The sequence below is a fragment of the Sporosarcina sp. P25 genome (assembly GCF_002743235.1).
In the GTDB taxonomy this organism is placed as follows: domain Bacteria; phylum Bacillota; class Bacilli; order Bacillales_A; family Planococcaceae; genus Sporosarcina; species Sporosarcina ureae_B.
In genome coordinates this window covers 24355-45042 of record NZ_PDYV01000022.1, presented here as the reverse complement: position 1 = coordinate 45042, position 20688 = coordinate 24355, and the positions used below count along the sequence as shown (strand labels likewise).

At 42.7% G+C, this 20688-nt stretch carries 17 protein-coding genes and 2 riboswitches; of the genes, 2 read left to right on the top strand and 15 right to left on the bottom strand.

Annotated features, from left to right (window positions below; genetic code table 11):
• Window positions 1-670: 670 nt before the first annotated feature.
• From CSV70_RS14590 to CSV70_RS14570, 4 genes are all read right to left on the bottom strand, one after another.
• Window positions 671-1132: a DinB family protein gene (locus CSV70_RS14590; RefSeq protein ID WP_085132440.1), complete on the bottom strand. Its 462-nt coding sequence runs from the start codon at window positions 1130-1132 to the stop codon at window positions 671-673.
• Window positions 1133-1187: 55 nt separating this feature from the next.
• Window positions 1188-1550, bottom strand: coding sequence for a hypothetical protein (locus tag CSV70_RS14585; RefSeq protein WP_099661145.1), 363 nt, complete (start codon window positions 1548-1550; stop codon window positions 1188-1190).
• A 147-nt stretch (window positions 1551-1697) separates the two neighbouring features.
• Window positions 1698-3971: a sensor histidine kinase gene (locus CSV70_RS14580; RefSeq protein WP_085132438.1), complete on the bottom strand. Its 2274-nt coding sequence runs from the start codon at window positions 3969-3971 to the stop codon at window positions 1698-1700.
• A gap of 156 nt (window positions 3972-4127) precedes the next feature.
• Window positions 4128-4817, bottom strand: coding sequence for a response regulator transcription factor (locus tag CSV70_RS14570; protein WP_085132436.1), 690 nt, complete (start codon window positions 4815-4817; stop codon window positions 4128-4130).
• 296 nt (window positions 4818-5113) lie between these two features.
• Here CSV70_RS14570 and CSV70_RS14565 point away from each other — a divergent pair, with 296 nt between their 5' ends.
• Window positions 5114-5296 (top strand): hypothetical protein, encoded by a 183-nt coding sequence (locus CSV70_RS14565; protein WP_085132435.1) that lies wholly within the window; start codon window positions 5114-5116, stop codon window positions 5294-5296.
• 110 nt (window positions 5297-5406) lie between these two features.
• Here CSV70_RS14565 and CSV70_RS14560 read toward each other — a convergent pair whose 3' ends face one another.
• The 6 genes from CSV70_RS14560 to CSV70_RS16625 all read right to left on the bottom strand — a co-directional run bounded on the left by CSV70_RS14560 (window position 5407) and on the right by CSV70_RS16625 (window position 13859).
• A complete protein-coding gene (locus CSV70_RS14560) occupies window positions 5407-6105 on the bottom strand; it encodes an ECF transporter S component (protein ID WP_085132434.1) in 699 nt (232 codons plus the stop codon).
• Complete coding sequence (locus CSV70_RS14555; protein WP_085132433.1) at window positions 6078-7751, bottom strand: ABC transporter ATP-binding protein; 1674 nt, start codon at window positions 7749-7751, stop codon at window positions 6078-6080. Before CSV70_RS14555 ends, CSV70_RS14560 begins: the two co-directional genes overlap by 28 nt.
• On the bottom strand, window positions 7733-8611 hold the full coding sequence (locus CSV70_RS14550; RefSeq protein ID WP_099629559.1) for an energy-coupling factor transporter transmembrane component T: 879 nt from the start codon (window positions 8609-8611) through the stop codon (window positions 7733-7735). The genes CSV70_RS14555 and CSV70_RS14550 overlap by 19 nt, the downstream gene beginning before the upstream one ends.
• 82 nt (window positions 8612-8693) lie before the next feature.
• Window positions 8694-10991 carry an S-layer homology domain-containing protein gene (locus CSV70_RS14545; RefSeq protein WP_143560435.1) on the bottom strand — a complete coding sequence of 766 codons (2298 nt, stop codon included), beginning with the start codon at window positions 10989-10991 and terminating at the stop codon, window positions 8694-8696.
• A gap of 112 nt (window positions 10992-11103) precedes the next feature.
• The gene (locus tag CSV70_RS14540; RefSeq protein WP_099629557.1) at window positions 11104-13212 is read right to left on the bottom strand and encodes a DUF4430 domain-containing protein; all 2109 of its coding nucleotides are present in this window, start codon (window positions 13210-13212) and stop codon (window positions 11104-11106) included.
• A gap of 144 nt (window positions 13213-13356) precedes the next feature.
• Window positions 13357-13541, bottom strand: a riboswitch (cobalamin riboswitch).
• 141 nt (window positions 13542-13682) lie between these two features.
• The gene (locus CSV70_RS16625; RefSeq protein WP_099627696.1) at window positions 13683-13859 is read right to left on the bottom strand and encodes a hypothetical protein; all 177 of its coding nucleotides are present in this window, start codon (window positions 13857-13859) and stop codon (window positions 13683-13685) included.
• Between the two features lie 370 nt (window positions 13860-14229).
• Between CSV70_RS16625 and CSV70_RS14530 the strand changes: the two genes are divergently transcribed.
• The gene (locus tag CSV70_RS14530; RefSeq protein WP_099661144.1) at window positions 14230-15717 is read left to right on the top strand and encodes a glycine betaine uptake BCCT transporter; all 1488 of its coding nucleotides are present in this window, start codon (window positions 14230-14232) and stop codon (window positions 15715-15717) included.
• 48 nt (window positions 15718-15765) lie between these two features.
• On the opposite strand, the gene CSV70_RS14525 is transcribed toward CSV70_RS14530, so the two are convergent.
• From CSV70_RS14525 to CSV70_RS14505, 5 genes are all read right to left on the bottom strand, one after another.
• Window positions 15766-17046, bottom strand: coding sequence for an O-acetylhomoserine aminocarboxypropyltransferase/cysteine synthase family protein (locus tag CSV70_RS14525; RefSeq protein WP_099661143.1), 1281 nt, complete (start codon window positions 17044-17046; stop codon window positions 15766-15768).
• A gap of 141 nt (window positions 17047-17187) precedes the next feature.
• Window positions 17188-17291: riboswitch (SAM riboswitch) on the bottom strand.
• A gap of 544 nt (window positions 17292-17835) precedes the next feature.
• Window positions 17836-18612 carry a sulfite exporter TauE/SafE family protein gene (locus CSV70_RS14520; protein ID WP_099629490.1) on the bottom strand — a complete coding sequence of 259 codons (777 nt, stop codon included), beginning with the start codon at window positions 18610-18612 and terminating at the stop codon, window positions 17836-17838.
• A gap of 57 nt (window positions 18613-18669) precedes the next feature.
• Window positions 18670-18897 (bottom strand): sulfurtransferase TusA family protein, encoded by a 228-nt coding sequence (locus CSV70_RS14515; RefSeq protein WP_085132426.1) that lies wholly within the window; start codon window positions 18895-18897, stop codon window positions 18670-18672.
• A gap of 56 nt (window positions 18898-18953) precedes the next feature.
• Entirely contained in the window at window positions 18954-20075 is a 1122-nt protein-coding gene (locus CSV70_RS14510; protein ID WP_099629489.1) for an MBL fold metallo-hydrolase, read from the bottom strand.
• Window positions 20072-20650, bottom strand: coding sequence for a sulfurtransferase TusA family protein (locus CSV70_RS14505; protein ID WP_099629488.1), 579 nt, complete (start codon window positions 20648-20650; stop codon window positions 20072-20074). The genes CSV70_RS14510 and CSV70_RS14505 overlap by 4 nt, the downstream gene beginning before the upstream one ends.
• Window positions 20651-20688: the final 38 nt, after the last annotated feature.

Genomic DNA, 20688 nt, shown 5'->3' with positions numbered 1-20688 from the left:
GCGATAGTGCCCGCCAGTTGTCTCAGGGCCACGGCCTACCCCGCAGTTGTGCCTGCGCTACTGTGGGAAAGTGAATTAGTTTGTGTTTCTAGCAAAAAAACAGCAACATTGTGATACTAATCATTTATTTTTTGTGAATGAAGTGGCCTACACACTATCCAGCTAAGAGGCTGGCAAACCGAGAAATTGCGAATGTTACCAGACTTAGAAACGCATTTGGCAGAATAACGACGCGGTTGCAGGTCTTATTCACTTTTGGTTGGGACGTCGCTCGACTAGCTGTTGGATACTAAAATTAGTGAGCGTATGCTTTCTCGACCCGCGCAGGCACGTGGGGGATTGCCTCCAGCCCTGAGCCAGCTGGCGATAGTGCCTGCCAGTTGTCTCAGGGCCACGGCCTACCCCGCAGTTGTGCCTGCGCTACTGTGGGAAAGTGAATTAGTTTGTGTTTCTAGCAAAAAAAACAGCAACATTGTGATACTAATCATTTATTTTTTGCGAATGAAGTGTATTAGCTTCCCTACACAATCTAACGAAAGCCATCCACCAGCGCCGAAGTGAGGACAATGGGCTTTCTACTTACACCGCAAGCAAAACAACAAACTTTTAACCAAACACAAAAAGCTGCTCACGAAATCGATTACGATCTCCTGAACAGCTACATCGGATTTTACTTATTCGCTTTAATTAGGCCATCAATCAAACCTGCATGCAAACCTTCATGCCAAGTAAGAAACTGCAGAACTTCATCGACAGTTTCCATCGTAATGAATTTACCGATAGAAAGTGGTGTACTCAATCGATGGGCTAGCTGTTGTTCGGTTAGTTTCGATATACGCTTGCTTTGGTCTTTCATCGCAGCGACTAACTCCTCTTCAACTGGAGGACTACTCGGCCAAGTAGATGGACTCGTTCCTGGCGCGAAGAATTCAGTCCACTCTAACTTATCGACTGGGTAGTCATTCAGTGCGCGGTGAAGAAGATCTTCAGTTAATGAATAGATATGTCCTACATTCCACCGTACAGTATTAGAAAAACCTTCAGGTTGAACGTCCCACGCGTAATCGTCTGCACGTTTAATGAGACTTAATGTATAACCTCTCGCCATGTAGAATTGTTGCAATGCACCCATTCATTCCACCCTTTCTTCTAACCTAAAAACAGCCTTGCACTTAGGCAGGCTGACTTTACGATGGATTCTCTTCTTGCTTTTTAATATTCTTATGCTCATTCCACTGGTCATGCGCTTCATGGTTGTATTCACGATTATGTTCTTCCTGATCTCCATACGGGAACTTTTCACCGGGTGTCAGATCATGATAATTTTGGCTTGGTGATTTATTTTGACTGTATGCGGAGGGTTTATGTTCTCCCGTTTCATCCTGTGCATTTTCTCTAAATGCTACACTTGAATCAGAATCTGCTGGATCGGCAAGAGGTAGTTCGTCTGGTACTACTACGTCTTCTACTACACCCTTTTGTTCATTAATCTCTTCCAATTTCGGAGTTAGATCTTTTTTGTTTGGATACTTTCCGTCAACGATTGTCATATAACCATTCCTCCCTTTCATGCAGCCAAGAATCAATAGACCACACTCTCTATACATACCCGTATTCGCCATAAACTAAACTAATTCCTTTTTAATTTTAAAAAAAGAGTAAGACAGGAATTTCCTCCCATCTCACTCCACACCAATTTACCCACCTACGACATCAATCGTCACTTTGAATAAATCTCCATCCACTTCCACTTCCATTCGACCGCCATGCAACTCGACAATAGATTGAGCAATAGCCAGCCCGAGACCCGAACCTTCCGTTTGTCTCGACTCATCGCCTCTCTTAAAGCGTTCGAATAATTCATCCGTATTGTCTGTAAGTTCATATTTCGCGACATTCTTCAAGATGATACGTGCATTCGATCCGACTTGCTGAAGATTGACGTACACTCGGGTACCAGGCAGCGAATACTTCCACACATTGATGAGCAGATTATCAAGTACTCTCCACCACTTCTGACCGTCTACCATCGCAAACACTGGCTCTTCAGGTAAAGTAGTTCGAATATGCAAATCTTGATCAACGAATTCTTCCGCGTGTTCTGCCAATGCTTGTTGTATCAACTGATTCAAATCCACACGTTGCTTCACCATTTCTAAATTACCGCTTGCCATTTTGGATACTTCAAATAAATCTTCAATGAGCGTTTTCAGGCGCTGGGATTTCTGATCCAGAATGCCGACGTATTTCGCGCGTTCTTCCGCAGTTAACGTCTCATCTTTCAATAAATCCGTATACGTAATGATTGAAGTAAGCGGCGTCCGTAAGTCATGGCTGACATTCGTAATTAGCTCTGTTTTTAACCGCTCACTCTTCGCTTGCTCATTAATCGATACGCGAACACCTTCGCGAAGATTATTCAAGTTCGCTGCATGTTTCGCAAGCTGTGATGTACCTTTGACGGGGATCGCTTGCGTCAGATGACCCGCTGCCATATCATTCGTTGCAGCCAATATACGAGTTAAATAAGCTGTTTTTTTCACGAAAATGAATAATGCTGGTAGTGCGACAAACAGTACACAGAAAAAGTAGATGATTAGGAGCGTCGGTTGCATGAATCCACCAACCAAGCCTATGCCGGCAAGGAAAAAGATCATCAGTAACAACGATAACTGTACACCGATCGTACGATTGCTGAACGTGACTCTAATATCTTTCACAAATTGCATCGTGAAGCTTTCCTGCCAATCCTTCATCAGTCGTCCAGGTTCGCGGTATAGTATAAATAAATGAACAACTTGAAACGCCAATAATGAAGTAAACAGTACACCAACCAGCAAGAAACTGACGGTGATATTACCGATTGTCCCCAAACTTAGGTACCTAAACTGATTGAAGATATTGTAGATAGCCGATTGGAAATAAAGTGTCAGAATAAACGTAGTGAACAGTAAAAAGACTACTTTCACATCGATTTTCCAGCGTGAATACGTGGTAGCGAATCTTGACTGGAGCACCCACTCTTTCTGAAACTTCATAACTGTAAACAATGCCGCGAGAGCAAGCACACCGAGAATCCACAATACATATATCATATATTTTCCACGAATGAATTGATCATTTTCCTTGGCCATTTCCCCTGACACTGTAGCATCTGCAGGAATAATAACTGTTCCTTCGAAATATTGCGTAGGGTTGCTGATTCCTTCTACATCATCTGTGAAGGTTGAGTCGTGTTCCATTGAATAATCAAAGTAGTCATCGTCATACGCCGTGCTGGTTCCTTCTACGTCATCTGTGTACATTGAGTCTTGTTCCATTGAATAATCGGAATAGCCATTGTCATACACAGCCGAGTTCGCCCTGAAATATCCTGTTGCATCAGTAAATTTTTGATGAAAGAGTGCCGTTACCTCGACATCTCCCCGAGAAAATCGTTCGCCCGTTTCAATATTAACGAGATCGTAGGCAATCGGAATATTCGTTTCCTGGCTATTTTCTGTCTCATTAATTTGACGCGCTAAAGCATTTGCCTTTTCCAAACGAATTTTGTCTTCCACGTAATGATCGCTTTTAAAGTTCTTTTGAATGTCTTCCAATTTCATATTCCGCTCTTTAACTAGAGCCAATAGCAAGGTTTCATTTTTCTTGCTTTTCGCATCCGTAATTCGTTCATCATATTGTTGCTGAATATTATCAAGCTGTTCAGAAAGTGTACCGTATCGCTGTCGGTACTCTTCAATTTCATCCCGTGAAACCACTAATTCTTTCTCCGCTTTTTTCAGGTCAATTGGATTAAGTACGGTAGTCGACAGATTATCATATACTTGTTCCATTCTGTAAGTAAATTCTTCTTGATCAGTAAACGACTTGCCAACAAGCTGCGGCGCATAATGAATAATGGACGGCAATGCGATCACTACAAGCGTCACGAGTGCGGACCAGATGGCCAATTTTATATTTTTGTTCATTACACGGTTCCTCCTCTAATAATTCGTCCGAAGTAATGAGTCGCTAGGTTTACTCGTTCCCAGCCGTCCAGGAAAAGATCCACTGTATAGGAGGCGCAGTACAGTAGGCTACCCAGAGCTAACGTAATCGCAATGATTGACCCAACCAAGCCGTTTCTATTTTTCAATTTTGTAGCCAACGCCCCACACCACCTTTACATACTGCGGATTTTTCGGATCCGCTTCTATTTTCTCTCGGATCTTTCGGATATGCACCGCCACAATATTTTCTGCGTTATATGCCTGTTCATTCCACACACGTTCATATATTTCATTAATTGAAAATACGCGTCCTGGATGTTTCATCAGGAGTTCCGTGATTTTGAATTCAATTGGAGTCAGCCGAACCGGTGTCCCATTTACCGTCAACTCCTTCTCTTCTTCATTGAGGACAAGTCCGTTTACTTCAATTACTTTTTGTCCTTCATACGTCCCCAGCATTACATACCGGCGAAGTTGTGACTTCACACGAGCCATCAGTTCAAGCGGATGGAATGGCTTCGTGACATAATCATCTGCACCAACTGACAACCCATGTATTTTGTCAGAGTCTTCCACTTTCGCACTTAACATGATAATGGGGATATTCTGTACTTCCCGTATCTTGAATGTTGCCGTGATCCCATCCATATTCGGCATCATAATATCTAAAATCAATAAATGGATTTCATTCAACGCCAGCAACTCTAGCGCTTCTTGACCATCTTTCGCTTTCAGCACATGATATCCTTCATTTTTCAAATAAATCTCAATTCCCTCACGGATTTCCTTATCATCGTCTGCTACAAGCACTGTAAACTCTGCCATATACGTCACCCCGTCTCACTAATACCTTCATTCTACCACCCTACTCTTAACAAAGACTGAGGATAAATATGAAGAAAATCTTAAGATAGATTTGAATGAATTCATTTGCGCTCATTATACTGCTTCAACCGCTCTTAAAAATTCACAAGTGCTCATAGAACATGGACAAGCGCTCTATCATGCCACAAAAGCGCTCATAGAACACATCCAACCGCTCTATGCAACGTCACAACCGCTCATAGGTGATGTATAATCTCCAATAAGAATGCCACACTTCTATAATGGAGGTGACGAACATGCCTAACAAAAAGAGTAATAAGAAGAAAAATGAGAACATGCGTGAGGAGTATGGTTTTGGATATGATCTGAGTCCTGACGATTTCGATGTAATTGGACAGAACGATGCGGCTAAGAATAAGAATGCGAACTCGAAGAAGAACAAGCAGTCGGAAGGTAATCAACCGTTTAATCCTTCGTGATTTTTAAAGGAGAAGGCATCGTTATCGCATATAATCATTCGCTTTTTACTCATTGCACACAAAAAGAGTAGCCATTTTTGGCTACTCTTTTTGTGTCTTATGTATACCAGTTAATCTGGCTGCTCATACAGCAACCCATACTTCCGCTGAATGCGTTGCAAAATCTTCATCCAACTTGCTCCAAATACACAAATGAAAAATACATTGGATAAGGCATGCGCGAGATCAAAGTAGATACTGGAAGCAAAAATCCCGGCAACGTATTTCCAAGAAAGTGCTTCAATATTCCCTACAATAACCCACGCATTCATGACCCAGCCGAAAATATAGCCCCAGACGAAACCAAACACACTTTTCCCCCAAAGCGTCTTCATAAACACGGTATTACGTAATAGTCCCGCAGTCATTCCCATCATGCCCCACGCATACATTTGCCATGGAGTCCAAGGCCCTTGCCCGAGAAAAAAATTTGAGACAATAGCAGCGACAGCACCGACGATGAAACCTGACTCCGCACCAAAGACTAACCCTGCCATAATGATAATGAAGGAAGTTGGCTGAATGCTCGGAAGTCCGGCAAATGGAACACGCCCAACTGCTGCGATCGCTGCAAGCATTGCCAGCAAGACCACTTCCCTTCCTCCTACATCCCGCCACTCAAAGCGAGCGAAAAACGGAATCATAATGGCCGCGATCATGATGATACTCAGTAATAAATACGCTCTGTAATGAAAGAAGACGATCGAAACGACAAGTAAAGACAGTAATACTAAAGAAACAATCAGTAAATACTTTCGCGAACGACCCATGTCGCCACAGCCTCCTCATACGTCAATACTTCAGGCTGTTTTGTTTCCCGCGTCGCGCGATTGATCGCCGTCGTGTAGAAATAATTGCCTTTGAATAATTCATCTGGCGTACCGTCTGCTGCGATTTCTCCATCAAACATCATGGCACAACGTTGTGCATAACTCGCTGCAAAGCCGATGTCATGCGTCACCATGAAAAGGGTCAGTCCGTCTTGCTGCAAACTATACAATAACTCACCTAAATGCTGCTTCGAAACCGGATCCATCCCTTTCGTCGGTTCATCCATGAACAACATTTCGGGTTCACCTAGCAAAATACAGGCAAGTGCCGCTTTCTGGACTTCCCCACCTGAGCAGTCATACGGATGACGCGTACGTAAATGGGAAATACCGAACGCTTCAAGCAAATGATGCATCCTTTCCGTTAAATTGGATAGCTTCAAGCGCTCACCAATAGTCTGCATTTCTTCTTCTATCGTTTGCTGAACAAAATACGTTCTAGGATTTTGTGGCAAGTAGGCAATTTTTCCAATCCACTCAGAATCCTTCATTTTCCGCATATCTTGCCCATTCAAGCGGACTTTTCCACGTTGCGGTTTTATACTGCCGAGACTCGTGCGTAAAGCAGTCGTTTTCCCACTGCCGTTTCCTCCAACCATCGCAAAAAATTGACCTTTTGGGATACGTAACGTAAAACTTTTCAAGACGAATGGTGCTTTCTTTTCGTACCGGAAAAACACATCGTCCATCTCGAGTATCCATGGCTCTTTCGATCGATTGGATTGCGCTTCAACAGGCGCAATTTCATGCTCTTCACGACCGATCCACTGCTTACATTCTTTCACCGTAAGAGGAATCGCCGTAATAACAGGTTTCTCTTCAAACTCCATATATAGTCGTGCGAATGTAGGTACGTACGGAAAAAAATGTGTTGCTTGATCCATATATAATTCTCCAATGACTTGGCGACTATCCCCTTCGTACCTAATCTGACCGGATTCCACCAGTACGACTCGGTCCGCCACTGCAAACAATTCTTCCAAACGGTGCTCGACTAATACAATCGTCATCCCCGTTTCTTTATTTAAACGCTCAAGCATCAGTACCAACTCTTTTGCCGCCACCGGATCGAGTTGTGATGTCGGTTCATCAAGCAAGAGAACGCGCGGCTTCATAAGTAGTACCGACAGTAGATTTAACAACTGCTTCTGACCACCAGACAGCTCGGAAGGCTTTGCATTCAACAAGTCCTCCACTCCGAAAAAGTGCACCATTTCCGCTACCCGTTTACGCATTTCAAAAGTAGAATACCCTAAGTTCTCCAATCCAAAGACAATCTCTTGCATCACTTCATCCATGACGATTTGATTGTCTGGATCCTGGAAAACATAACCGACTTGTTCGACCATCTGCCGCTCTTCCCACTCATTGATCAGTTTACCTTTATAGAGAATTTCCCCTTCAAGTTGTCCCGCCGGTGTCAATTCCCTCTTCAATACCTTCAGTAAAGTCGTCTTACCACTGCCACTTGCGCCTCCAATGACGAGGAATTCTCCTTCATTAATAGAAAGTGAAATATCTTTCAGCACATGCTGATCTGTATTCGGAAAAGAAAACGAGACGTGATTCAAATTGAATAATTCCATTTCAGTTGTTCTCTCCCTTCTACAAGTACTGGAAACAGTGCCATGGCCATGCCGCAAGCGAATACCGCGAAGTCAAGCAATGATAAATGCAATGTACCAAGTTCCGGATACATGACGATCTTTCCATAGCCCATCAATCCACCCGTAACGCACATGACGAAAACCACGATTAAATAACTCAACCACTGTTGATCCGACTTCGTCATCCGGTACGGAATATATGGACGCCTTTTACCAGATCCATATCCCCTTGCTTTCATAGAATCCGCAGTCTCCACAGCTTCTTCCAATGACCATGACAGCAGAATTTGTAACATTGACATACCACTCTTCGCACGCTCACGTACTGTTCCCTGTGTCATCGTCAAGCCTTTCAGACGTTGGACATCCTGAATTTCAGTCAACCGCCTTTTCAGCAAAGGCACAAAACGGATGGACATCATAATTAGAAATGCAGTCCTCGGCACGATTCTTGCGAAAATATATAATATTTTATTACCGTTCAAGACGAGATTCAACGAAACGAATAACAGAAGAATCATCAACAACGACATCGCTGTCACGACACCATAGAGCATCGCTTCTAGCGTCACTTGTTTTCCAAAGAGATGAAAGAACACATGCGTTCCTCTTGAATTAATAAATGGATTGAGCACAATGATGAGCACAGTCATAGTCATCATCAACGGCATCCACTGCTTCATAGCCTGTCCGCCATCATGCGAAAGATTGACCGCAAGTAATGCAAGGCAACCGGCTAACAGAAAGATCGGATGATTGAAGAACATCGCAAAAAAACCAATGCAGATATAATAAAAGAACATCACGAAAGGGTGAACTGCGTGTATTCCATTGCTCATAACCCTTCCCCCCACTAGCCTATCAAGATACTATACGATAAAGACAGACAATCTTGCACCGCGTGTGTGCAAGATTGTGTGATCATTTGGCATTCAAAAACTCTATTAACATTTTCATAGCATGTGCACGAGATGTAGAGTTACTTGGCATAAATTTGCCATTCTCTCCATTTGCCATCTTCAAATCATATAACATTGTCATCGCTTTTATAGCTTCCATATTGTATGAATGAATATCACGGAAAGGCGCTACTTGCTTGAACTTATACACTTCACCGTTCTTCACTTCATACGCACGGTATAACATAAGCGCCATTTGTGCACGCGTCACTTGTTGTGTCGGCATGAATTTACCGTCGATCCCTTTTATTAAACCATTATGGTATGCAGCTGCAATTTCGGCTTGTGTACTTGCAGCATACTTTTGTGTGTCTAAGAATGGTGCTTTCTTATCCGTTTTTAAATCCAATGCACGAACTAAAATCGATACTGCTTGTGCACGCGTCAGTGATTGATTCGGCTTGAACGTATTGTCTTTATAGCCACTCGCTATTCCTTGCTCTACTGCTTGCGTAATATAATCCTTTGCCCAGTGTGTAGTAATATCCGTGAACTGTGGAGTTGGATTCGGTTCAGGCATTGGATCTGGTTTAGGGTCAGGTTTCGGATCTGGATCAGGTGTTGGTACAGGATCTGGCTTTGGTGCCGGAAGAACAGGTACTTCTTTGAAGTCGTACAATACACCTTTGCCTTTTGTGAATAAATCAAATGCTACTAATGCTTGCAACGCTTGCTCCGTTGCCATAGCATTCGAACGACTATCTCCTGCTGTATGCTGGAAGCCGCCGTCAGATGTTTGGAAACTCAATAGGTGATCAATCAAGTTGATGCCATTTTTCGTGAACATCGGTATACGCGGATCGATTTGATTCGCAGTCAGACCGATGATGACTTGTGACGTCGCTTCACTTGAAATACCACCGACGAATGCTTCGTCAAATCCACCTGTTGGACCTTGTGCATTTGCCAGGAACTTCACTGCACGATCCATCGCTTTACGAACTTCCGGCTGATCTGTATACGGCGCAATACCGATCAATGCCATCGCCGTAATGTCATAGCTTGTCGATCCTTCCTTACTCGTCGCCAAGCTCCACGATCCGTCATCTTTTTGGTATTTCAATAATTCCGCAACTAGTTTTTCACGTGTCCATTTCGAGTTGTTTGGCACTTGGTAACTTCTTGAATCGAGTGCAATTAACGCGAAAATGATTCCGTTATTCCCTTGGTATGTCAGGCTATCAGCACCCGTCATATGCTTTTCGCTATTCACAATTTTGTCAATTAAGTTAAAGCCTTTGCCATCTGCATTCGTCGGATCAATACCGATTGCTGAAGCCGCCATGGTTAAACGCTGTACATCCGTAATCTTCATACGACCTTTGCCAGACCTGCTAATCACTTGGTCTTGCAAATGGTCATAGAATTCTTTTGTATAGGAAGCAGGTACTTTCTTACCTGCTTTCACCAGTCCAATTGCCTGCCATTCACTGTCGATTGTGCCTGCAAGCATTTGTACACTTGCCTGGCTAATCGCTGAATTGACAAGCTTTGAGTAATCTTTAATCGATGGTGATTCTGGTTCTGGTTTTGGATCCGGCTTCACTACCGGAGGCTCTGGTGGTGGATTCGGATTAGGTTCTGGATTGGGTAACGGGTTCGGTTCAGGATTAGTATTAGGTGCATACGTCACCTTCACTGTTTTTGTAACCGTATCATCCTTCTTATCCGTTGCCTTTAAGACAATGTTGTTCTCGCCACTCTGCAACACGGTATTTACTGTGTTCCCTGTGACTACTGCTGGTTTGCCGTTTACAGTTACTGTAGGTTGAAGTACTGTTCCGAAATAACTCGCTGCATTTACTTGGAAGGAAAGAGCAGACTGTGTAACTGTTGCTCCCGATGTAACTCCTGACACAGAGATTTTCGGCTCCAAGTCCTCTCGGAAAGGAAACAGATCGGCGTTTAAATCCTTACCTAAGTCAATCGTATATTTCCACTCCACTTTATCGCCAGGGATGAGCTTGATGACACCCGCTCCACGATTCGGGAAGATGCCGTTAACGCTGTACATCCAACCGCTGCCTTGTCCACGATCGAATTCAAATACGCCTTGGATCCCTTCGACATATGCACTTTCATGCTCTCCCCCACGATATGACATCGAAATATTATTAGCTTTGACACTGCGTTTTAGTACGCTTAGAACCGTATCGCCTTCTTCTACGGCCACAGTTGACAACGGCATCGGAACTTCCGTAGGAGAAATCGTAATAGAATGCTGTAGCGTCTGCGTTGCTTGATTTTCATAAATCGGCATCGGTTGCTCTGCAAATGAAGGAGAAACCGGCACGAGGATGGCGGCACTCGCTAATGCGAATGCTACCGTTATTTTTGTGAAGTTTTTAATAATAGAAATAAAGCATACCTCCTTATTTAATGATGAATAGTTGTCGAGCTGCTTGTTTTAATGTTTTTCCTTCTGTAGAGACGGGATCAATCACAACTAGAGAATACAACTGCCCTTTCTGATAGTCTGTTTCAGGTGTAACGGTAGCTTTTAAACCATTCGCTTTTACGGTAACTGGCACACGCTTACCTGTTACATCTTCTACATAGATTTTATCCAGATTCTCTTTTGAATCTTGTATTTCTTTGTTAAATGTGACTGTAAACTCATGAGAGGGTGCTACTACTTTCGCATCGAAATAGCGATATGGACGATCATTATCTACTATGAATACTTTTTTCGCTCCTTTAGGAATCCTTGTTTCTTTTTGGGTACCTTTTTCTCCAGCTTGCACAACATAATACCCTTCAATCATTTCGGTATTTTCAATAAAGATGGAAGACCAAGCTTCATTTTTGTTTTTCTGCACATGTAGAAGGCTATTATTCACAATTCCTTGAAGAGTTGAATGACTTGAAACTTCAAGTCGCATGGGTTGATCCGAAAAATCATATAATCGGCCTTCACCTTTTGTGAATAAATCAAATGCTACAAGGCCTTGAAGCGCTTGCTCTGTAGCCATACCATCTGTCGAACCTGTTACAGTATGTTTGAAGCCTCCATTTTCTGTTTGGAAGCTTAGCAGGTGATCTATCAAGTTGATGCCATTCTTTGTAAACTGTTCACCTTGTGGATCGATGTTATTGGCTGTCAAACCAATGATAACTTGTGAAGTTGCTTCACTAGAAATACCGCCTACGAACGCTTCATCAAATCCGCCGGTAGGACCTTGGTTTTTAGACAAAAATGTCACGGCTTTCTCGATAGCTTTGTTGACGGCTGGTTGTTCCTTGTAAGGTGCTAAACCAATAAGTGCCATCGCCGTTATGTCATAGCTTGCAGAGCCTGTATTGCTTGTAGATAAACTCCATGCACCGTCATCTCTTTGATAACTTAAAAGGGATGCGACTATTTTTTCACGATTCCATCTTGCATCTTTTGGAACTTCATAGTTTTTTGTATCGAGTGCAATCAATGCGAAAATTAAACCATTCGTTCCTTGGCGTGTCATAGTATCTACGTTTCTTATATCTATACTGTTATAGATTTTATCGAGTAAATCTATACCATTGACGTTCTTAGGGTCTCTCCCTATCGCTGCCGCAGCTATCGTCAAACGTTCTGCATCTGTTATTTTTAGTCGTTCTAAGTTATCAACAATTTGTTGTTGGACATTATTATCAAATACGGCTTCATAGCTGTTCGGAACAGCTACCCCTGCTTTTGCTAAACCAACTGCCAACCACTCGCTCGATACTGATTTACTCAGTATGTAATCTGTAACTTTTTCAATTGCTTCGGGTACACGCGTTTGACTTGCCACTACAGTAATGTGTAGTGCTTCCGCTGCTTTTCCTACAACTGTTGCTTTAGCAGCATTAAGCGTGAAGTTTTCATGTTGTACGGTGCCTTCCAATTGAATCGTCACTTGCTGATCTGTGTCTTGAGTAATTTTAGAAATAGTCAATCCCGATTGTCCGACAGTCCAATATTCCGATTCTAGCGCTGCCGGTGTAAAAGTATCACCTATAAGATTCACTGTAATCGCAGGGTTGTTACTACCTTCTACAAGACTAGTAGGTGTAGAAAGGGCTGCCCAACGACTGTAAAAGAATTTCACTTGATCAGTATTTTTTAATACATATGCAGCAGCACCAATAGCAGGTGCTTGTCCGTTTATTGTATAATTCCAGCCATCCCAGCCACCTAATGACCCTGCTTCTTCATTATTAATGGAAGTTACATAAGCTCCAAAATCACTTTCTTGAACAGTGTAATGGACGCTCTTACTATCTAGTGCTTTCTTCAATGCCTCTAAAGCATTTTGCCCTGCTGTAACTTCAATCGCTTCTTTTAAAATTACTCCCGATAAACCTTCTACTTCCACATCTACCATGTAATTAGCGGCTTGCGGACTTACTTCACTTTGTTGGACATCCGTGGTAGCTAAAGCAACTGAACTTGTGACAGGCAACAGCATCATTACTGCTAGTAAAACACTTGCGATGATAGATACATAACGCTTAAACAAATGGTTTCCCCCTCATACTAGTATCATAAATTGAACGTAAAAAAGCCCTTGACTCCAGAAAGAGACAAGGGCACTATGTATAGGCAGACTTTGGCTAATAACTTAGTAAATCCGATACAATATGCATACCTCTTCCTGGGAGGCGTAACGCATGGTATTTTGGCAAGTCTCCTGACTTATGGATCATCACATCTTCAACCTTCCCAGTATTTCACCAGTGGTATTTTGAAGATACTTCCCATTTACAGTGGCCGGACCGTACAGGATTTTCACCTGTTTCCTTTTTCATCTTTACAATAATGCAAAGAACCAAAATATTCTATTCAATTTACAACTAGTATATCACAAGCACACCCGCTATTTTTTGTTATTTCAAATGAATAGTATAAAAGACCGATGAAAAGAATCTCTCATCAGTCTTCTTGTGAACACTATCTATTACTTCATACGCTATATAAGGGAGTGTAAACTTATAGCTCCTGATAATCTCGCTGATAGACTCCGCCGTCTTTCACTTCTGCATGATAAAGTGCTTTCAATGCAAAGCTTTTCTCCAGCTCATGCTCTTTCATAATCGCTTTCAATTTTCTATTTAACTCTGGGCTATGCTTTACGAGCTGCAGCATCTTAGGTTGTGAATATTGCACGAAAATCTCCTCCTCATTTCTTTCGTTTCTATAGTATAACATGGCTATGGTTTTTATTGTGTGAAGTGAAATCATTCGTTAGGGTGGAAATCACCCATACGTTTCATGTATACTGTCACAAGCACAAGCTGATGATTCTGGGCAAGTACATGAATGACACTACAGAACCAACTTACATATTGGACGAGAAGGAAATTTCTCTCGTCTTTTTTATTTGTATTTGCGATTAATCCGGCAATAAACCGACATTTTTCAGCGTTTACATGAGCGGCAAAACGGGTATTATCAAATGTATGTGTGCAATTTTATTCTACTGTTTCGATTATGTACTTAGCTCATTTCTCAGACTACGTTCAAAAAAGGAGGAACTATGAAAAAAACTTCTATAACATTTTACATTACATTAGTGGCCGTCATATTGGCAGTGGGATACGGCGTCATTGCCCCTACACACTTCGAAGAAATCACGTCCGCTATTAAGGACTTTATTTCGGATTCATTCGGCTGGTATTACTTACTGACCGTCTCCATGTTATTCTTCATTTCGGTATTCTTGATATTCAGTCCGATCGGGAAAATCCGATTAGGAAAGGATAATGACAGACCGCAGTTTTCCATGTTTTCATGGTTAGCGATGTTATTTTCCGCTGGTATGGGAATCGGACTCGTGTTCTACGGGGCGGCCGAACCTCTTTCGCATTACGCAGTAAGTCCTGCTACAGAAGCTCCTGAAACAAAAGCTGCTTATAAAGAAGCAATGCAGTCGACATTTTTCCATTGGGGTTTCCATGCTTGGTCTGTATACGGTATGACCGCTTTAGTATTGGCATATTTCCAATTCCGCAAAGGACAACCTGGATTAATCTCCGTTACACTTCGTCCAATTTTTGGTGATCGAGTAGATGGAAAGCTCGGCACAGTCATTGACGTCTTCGCTATTTTTGCCACCGTTTTCGGTGTGGCGACATCACTTGGCTTTGGAGCTGTCCAAATAAACGCCGGGCTCAATTACTTATTCGGTGTATCAATAGGCTTCTGGTCCCAATTCTTTATCATTGCAGTGGTAACAGTATTATTCCTTATATCTGCGTGGAGTGGACTTGGAAAAGGAATTAAAATTTTATCCAATGCCAATATGATTTTAGCTTTGGCATTGTTAATTTTCATGATCGTGCTTGGACCAACTTTATTGATTTTCAACATGTTCACGGATTCCATTGGTGGCTACCTGGAAAATCTCATACGTATGAGTTTCCGTACTGCACCGCTCACTCCTGAAAATCGTACTTGGCTAAATGGGTGGACTCTATTCTACTGGGCTTGGTGGATAGCTTGGGCACCATTTGTCGGGATGTTCATTGCCCGCGTATCAAAAGGTAGAACGATTCGCGAGTTCATGATTGGCGTGCTAGTTGTTCCTACTGTGTTGAGTATGATCTGGTTCACAGCATTTGGTACGACAGCAATTGAAACGCAAAAAGCTGGAATTGTCGACTTGGCTGCAAGTGCAACTGAACTGACAATCTTTGAGATGTTCAGCGAATTGCCTTTGTCATTCGTCATATCAGTCATTGCCATTTTGTTGATTACATCGTTCTTTATCACTTCAGCGGATTCGGCTACATTTGTGCTCGGCATGCAGTCGTCATATGGTTCATTGACTCCACCAAATAATTTGAAAGTTGTATGGGGCGTAATTCAATCTGCCATCGCCATCATTCTATTATATGTCGGAGGATTGGATGCACTGCAAAACGTCATCATTATTGCCGCTTTGCCATTCTCCATCATCCTCATTATGATGGTCGTCTCGCTGTTCAAATCACTAAAAGATGAAAAGAAACGAATAAAGCGTTAGTAGAGAAAAGAACACCATCGCACTAGCGACGGTGTTCTTTTTCATATATTAGTTTGCCACTTTTTCGATTGCTTGCTTCAAATCCGCAATAATATCCTCTGCTGACTCCAACCCTACAGATAAGCGAATTAGCTCTTCACTAACGCCTGAGTCTTTCAAGTCTTCCACAGACAACTGCTGATGAGTTGTAGATGCCGGGTGAATGATTAATGACTTCGCATCTCCCACATTCGCTACATGAGACCAAATTTCTACATTGTCGATTACTTGTCTTCCTGCATCGCGTCCACCTTTAATACCGAATACGATAATTGAACCATAGCCATTTTTTAAATATTTATTTGCCAATTCTACTGTTGGATGATCTTCTAGACCTGTATACGTCACCCATTCTACTGCCGGATGTTCTTGCAGGAATGCAGCAACTTTTTGTGCGTTTTCATTGTGGCGAGGCACGCGCAAATGAAGTGTTTCCAAACCTTGCAACAAGTTGAATGCACTATCTGGTGACAGACATGGGCCGAAGTCTCTCAGCAATTGTACACGTAATTTCGTTGCGAAAGCTGCAGCAGCTGTATCGATTCCGTACCGTAAGCCATGATAGGATTCATCCGGCTCTGTAAAACCAGGGAACCTACCTTGCGTCCAGTCAAATTTCCCTGCATCAACTGCCACACCACCGATTGTCGTACCGTGTCCGCCAATCCACTTTGTCGCGGAATGAATAACTACATCGGCACCATACTCGATCGGATTTGATCCATAAGGAGACGGGAATGTATTGTCTACTAACAATGGAAGTCCATTTTCATGTGCGATGTTCGCAACGGCTTCTACGTCAAGAACTTGCAAACTTGGATTACCGATTGTTTCTGCAAACAACGCTTTCGTTTTATCCGTAATAGCTACTTCAAAGTTCTTTGGATCTGACGCGTCAACAAACTTCACTTTGATGCCATAGCGGGGTAATGTCACAGCGAATAAGTTGTATGTACCGCCGTAGAGATTGCTGGCTGCAACGATTTCATCACCCGCTTCAGCAATGTTCATAATAGAGAATGCAATTGCCGCCATTCCCGAAGACAGGGCAACTGCCGCTGATCCGCCTTCTAGCTGGGCTACACGCTCTTCAAATACGGCTACCGTCGGATTCGTAATTCTTGTATAGATATTGCCCGCTTCTTTCAAAGCGAATAAGTTTTGTGCATGCTCCGTGTCTCTGAACACATAAGAGGTCGTACGATGAATCGGCAACGCACGTGAGCCTGTTTCCGAATCTGGCTTTTGTCCTCCATGTAATAATATCGTTTCTGGCTGTAATTTCGTCATAACCATTCCCCTTTTTTCGTGTATTGATGGAACACCGAAATTCCTAGGACTAGACAAGAAAAACGCAAGACGACGATTAGCAATATATAGAAAAAAGCCTTCTTCCATAATAAGAAGAGGGCTCTGCTTTCGCTTATTCCTCCCTTATCTTCCAAACTACTGAAAGTTTGTAGGAAGTAGCACCTTTGCTTTTGCCGGTTGCCGGGCATCACAGGGCCTAATCCCTCCGCCGCTCTTGATAAGAGTGTGTCTATTCGTTTTCCATCGTTGAAAAATAGTATACGGCTATTCCTAGTCTATTGCAAGGTAATTTAATGGAATGTTTCGAAATCTGTATTTCCTTTAATATCTTGCAATGAAAGTAATAATAGTGAAGACACCGTTGATCGACGTTCCAGGCGGACGCTTTCCCGAGGGCGTGGCTTGAGCCAAGCGAACAGCGAAGGGTTCGCTTTGCCGTATTTCTGTGTACTTTGCAGAAATTAAGGCATCTATCCAGGGTCTCAAGACACACGCTGATCCTCCGGGAGTCGCCGCCTTCCACTTACGATCAACTAGTTTACTACCTTGATTATTTTAATGTGTAATGATTTATACATTTACTAAACGAAGTCGTCTTCCAAGCGGTGACGTAGTAATGAGACAGAGACAGGCGTATTTCTTGTCTGTAGCTCATTGCGGGAGCCACCTGCTAGATCAGAAGTGAGTTTAATGATGTTTCCACTTATGACTTCACCAAAAAATCGCCAGCACATGTTCGTTGAACGATGTGCTGGCGATTGTGCTTGATTAGAATATGTCCCACCATATTTTCACGGCCGAGGCGATGATCAATACGGCTAGAATGCTTTGTAATACTTTGGTGTTTACTTTCCGGCTCACTTTTACACCGATCGGAGCCGCGATGATGCTTGCGATGATCATTACGAGAGCTGGGCCATAAGGTACTTGCCCTGTTAAGAGCTTGCCTGACGCCGAGCCCACCGATGATAACAGCGTAATCGCTAGTGATGTAGCGATTGTGACGCGTGTGGGAATTTTTAGTACTACGAGCATAATCGGGACCATGATGAATGCGCCGCCAGCTCCGACGATTCCAGCTGCCAATCCAATGATAAAAGCCGCACTCGAAGCTATGAAACGATTGAATGTAATTTCATCAATCGGCTGATTGTCGAGGCCTTTTTTCGGAATAAACATCATAATAGCTGCCATGACAGCTAGAACACCGTAGATCACGTTGACGGTAGCTTCTGAAAGCATACTGGAACCAGCACCGCCAAGGACACTGCCAACTAATACACTGATTCCCATATAGAGAACGAGTGGTTTCAAGATCAAATTACTCTTTCGATATGCTAAAACTCCTGAAAGTGATGCAAAGAAAACTTCCACTGCCGTAATACCGGATACTTCATGTGGTGTAAATGCAGGAAAGCCAAGTAATGCAGGAATAAATAGCAACATTGGATACTTGACAATTGCGCCACCAATTCCCATCATACCCGAAAGGAATGAGCCCACAAATCCAATAAGGAAGATCGTGATAATAAATGGAATAGTCATGATGTCCTCCCTTCTTCCAGACGAAAGAGGGAGACAGTTATTCCCTCTATCCTCAGTTTATCCTTTTTGGATCCAGAATTTAAAGACATCAGACTCTTGTTGCTGATCTTTTATTTCATGATTACCAGAAGTAGCCCACGCTGTCAGGTCGGACACCGATCCTTTATCTGTCGTATGAATCTCAAGAACGTCTCCTGTTTGCATATCCTTCATTGCTTTCTTTGCACGTACGATCGGCATTGGACATGCCAGGCCTTTTGCATCTAAAAATGTTGTTGTACTCATATATATCTTCTCCTTTAAATTTGTTTTTTGTTTTCCATATGAATTAAATTAATTATTTACCGTACCGCACAGCGATTCGGACCAATCTCCATCTCGCGTTGCGTTTCCTCGTCAGGCTCGATTTTCCCCATGTTCATCTGGCGAATTTCCTGATATGCGTTAGGCTGTGGAGGCAAGTTCCCCGTGACTAATTCCCTGAACTCACTTTCATCCTCAATATTCAAACCGTGATTTTGCTCATACAATACACCGAGCTTTTCCGACACACTACCGTCTTCATTCAACTCATCTATAAGCATGAAGTGAGCCGGTAGGACTGTTAAATCCTTCGATAATTCTTTATAGCGTCGATACAAAGAATCACGCAAGTCGCCTACCCAATCTTCTGCTAAACCTGCTAAGTCAGGACGTCCAATCGAATCAATGAACAGAATATCACCTGTCATCAAATAGCTGTCGTCTACGATAAAAGAAGTCGAACCAATCGTGTGTCCTGGCGAATAAAGCGCTTGAATATCGATTTTCGTATCACCTACCTGAATAGACATATCATCCTCTAATGCAGCATATTCAAATTCTACCTCTTCGGCATCTTTCGGTGGCAGCCAATACGTCGCACCTGTGGTTTTTGCGATTTGACGACCACCTGAAATATGGTCCGCATGCAAGTGAGTATCGAATACGTTTGTAATCTTCACACCGCGTTGCTTGGCAAAGTCAGTGAACACATTTGTCATACGTGTTGCATCAATGATTGCCGCCTCTCCGCCAGACATGACCATGTAAGAGAGACATCCTTTTCCTAGACGAACGAATTGATATAGTTCGCCACCCGATTTCAAATCCGCAACCTTCACAGGCTCAAGATGCTCGCTCCATGCTTTCATTCCACCTGAAAGATAACCTACTGAGAAGCCTGCATCCTCAAGGATTTCTGCCACCATGATGGACGAACCTTCTTTCGCGCAAACTACTAGAATCTCCTCATCTTTTGGCAATTGATCTTCAATTTCTTCAATGCCATCCAATAAATCAAAGTATGGCACGTTCAAATGGCGTACTCGATCCCCTTCAATTTTCCAATCGTTGAACGCATCTGTATTTCGCACATCTAAAATGAATAAAGATTCCTTCGCAATGACTCTCTTTGCTACTTCACTTGATTGAATAGTTCTCATTTATTCATACCCCCCGTTGTATTTTCTGTCTCGCTATTCCACTCTGACATACCAGGAATGACATTAGTAACACTTTCAAATCCATTCGCCACTAATTTTCGACATGCCATATCACTGCGGTTGCCTGTTCGGCATACAACGAAAATTTTCATGTCCTTATCCAAGTACGCCATGCGTTCTTCCAATTGGCCAAGTGGTATAGATAAGGCACCTGGAATATGAGCAAATGCATATTCCGCTTCTTCACGGACATCTAGTAACACAGCGTTAGGTTGTTGCAGTTGGTCCATCAACTGGCTGTTATCAACTGTAACCGCATATTCTTTTTGTGACTGATCTTCCCCACCTGATTTTCGTACAAAGTGGCGCCACACATCGGCTTCCTTCACATGACCGACGTATTGATGCCCCACGCTTTCCGTCCATGCCTGTAAATCTGCAGTAGTACCCGAATCTGTAGACTGAACTTCGAGCACTTGACCGTCTTCCATATCCTTGATCATTTTTCTCGTCTTCACAATAGGCATCGGACAAGCAAGACCTTTTGCATCTAAAACATTATCTGACTGAATCATTTTATTCCTCCCATACACCCTAGGGTATTTATTTTCAT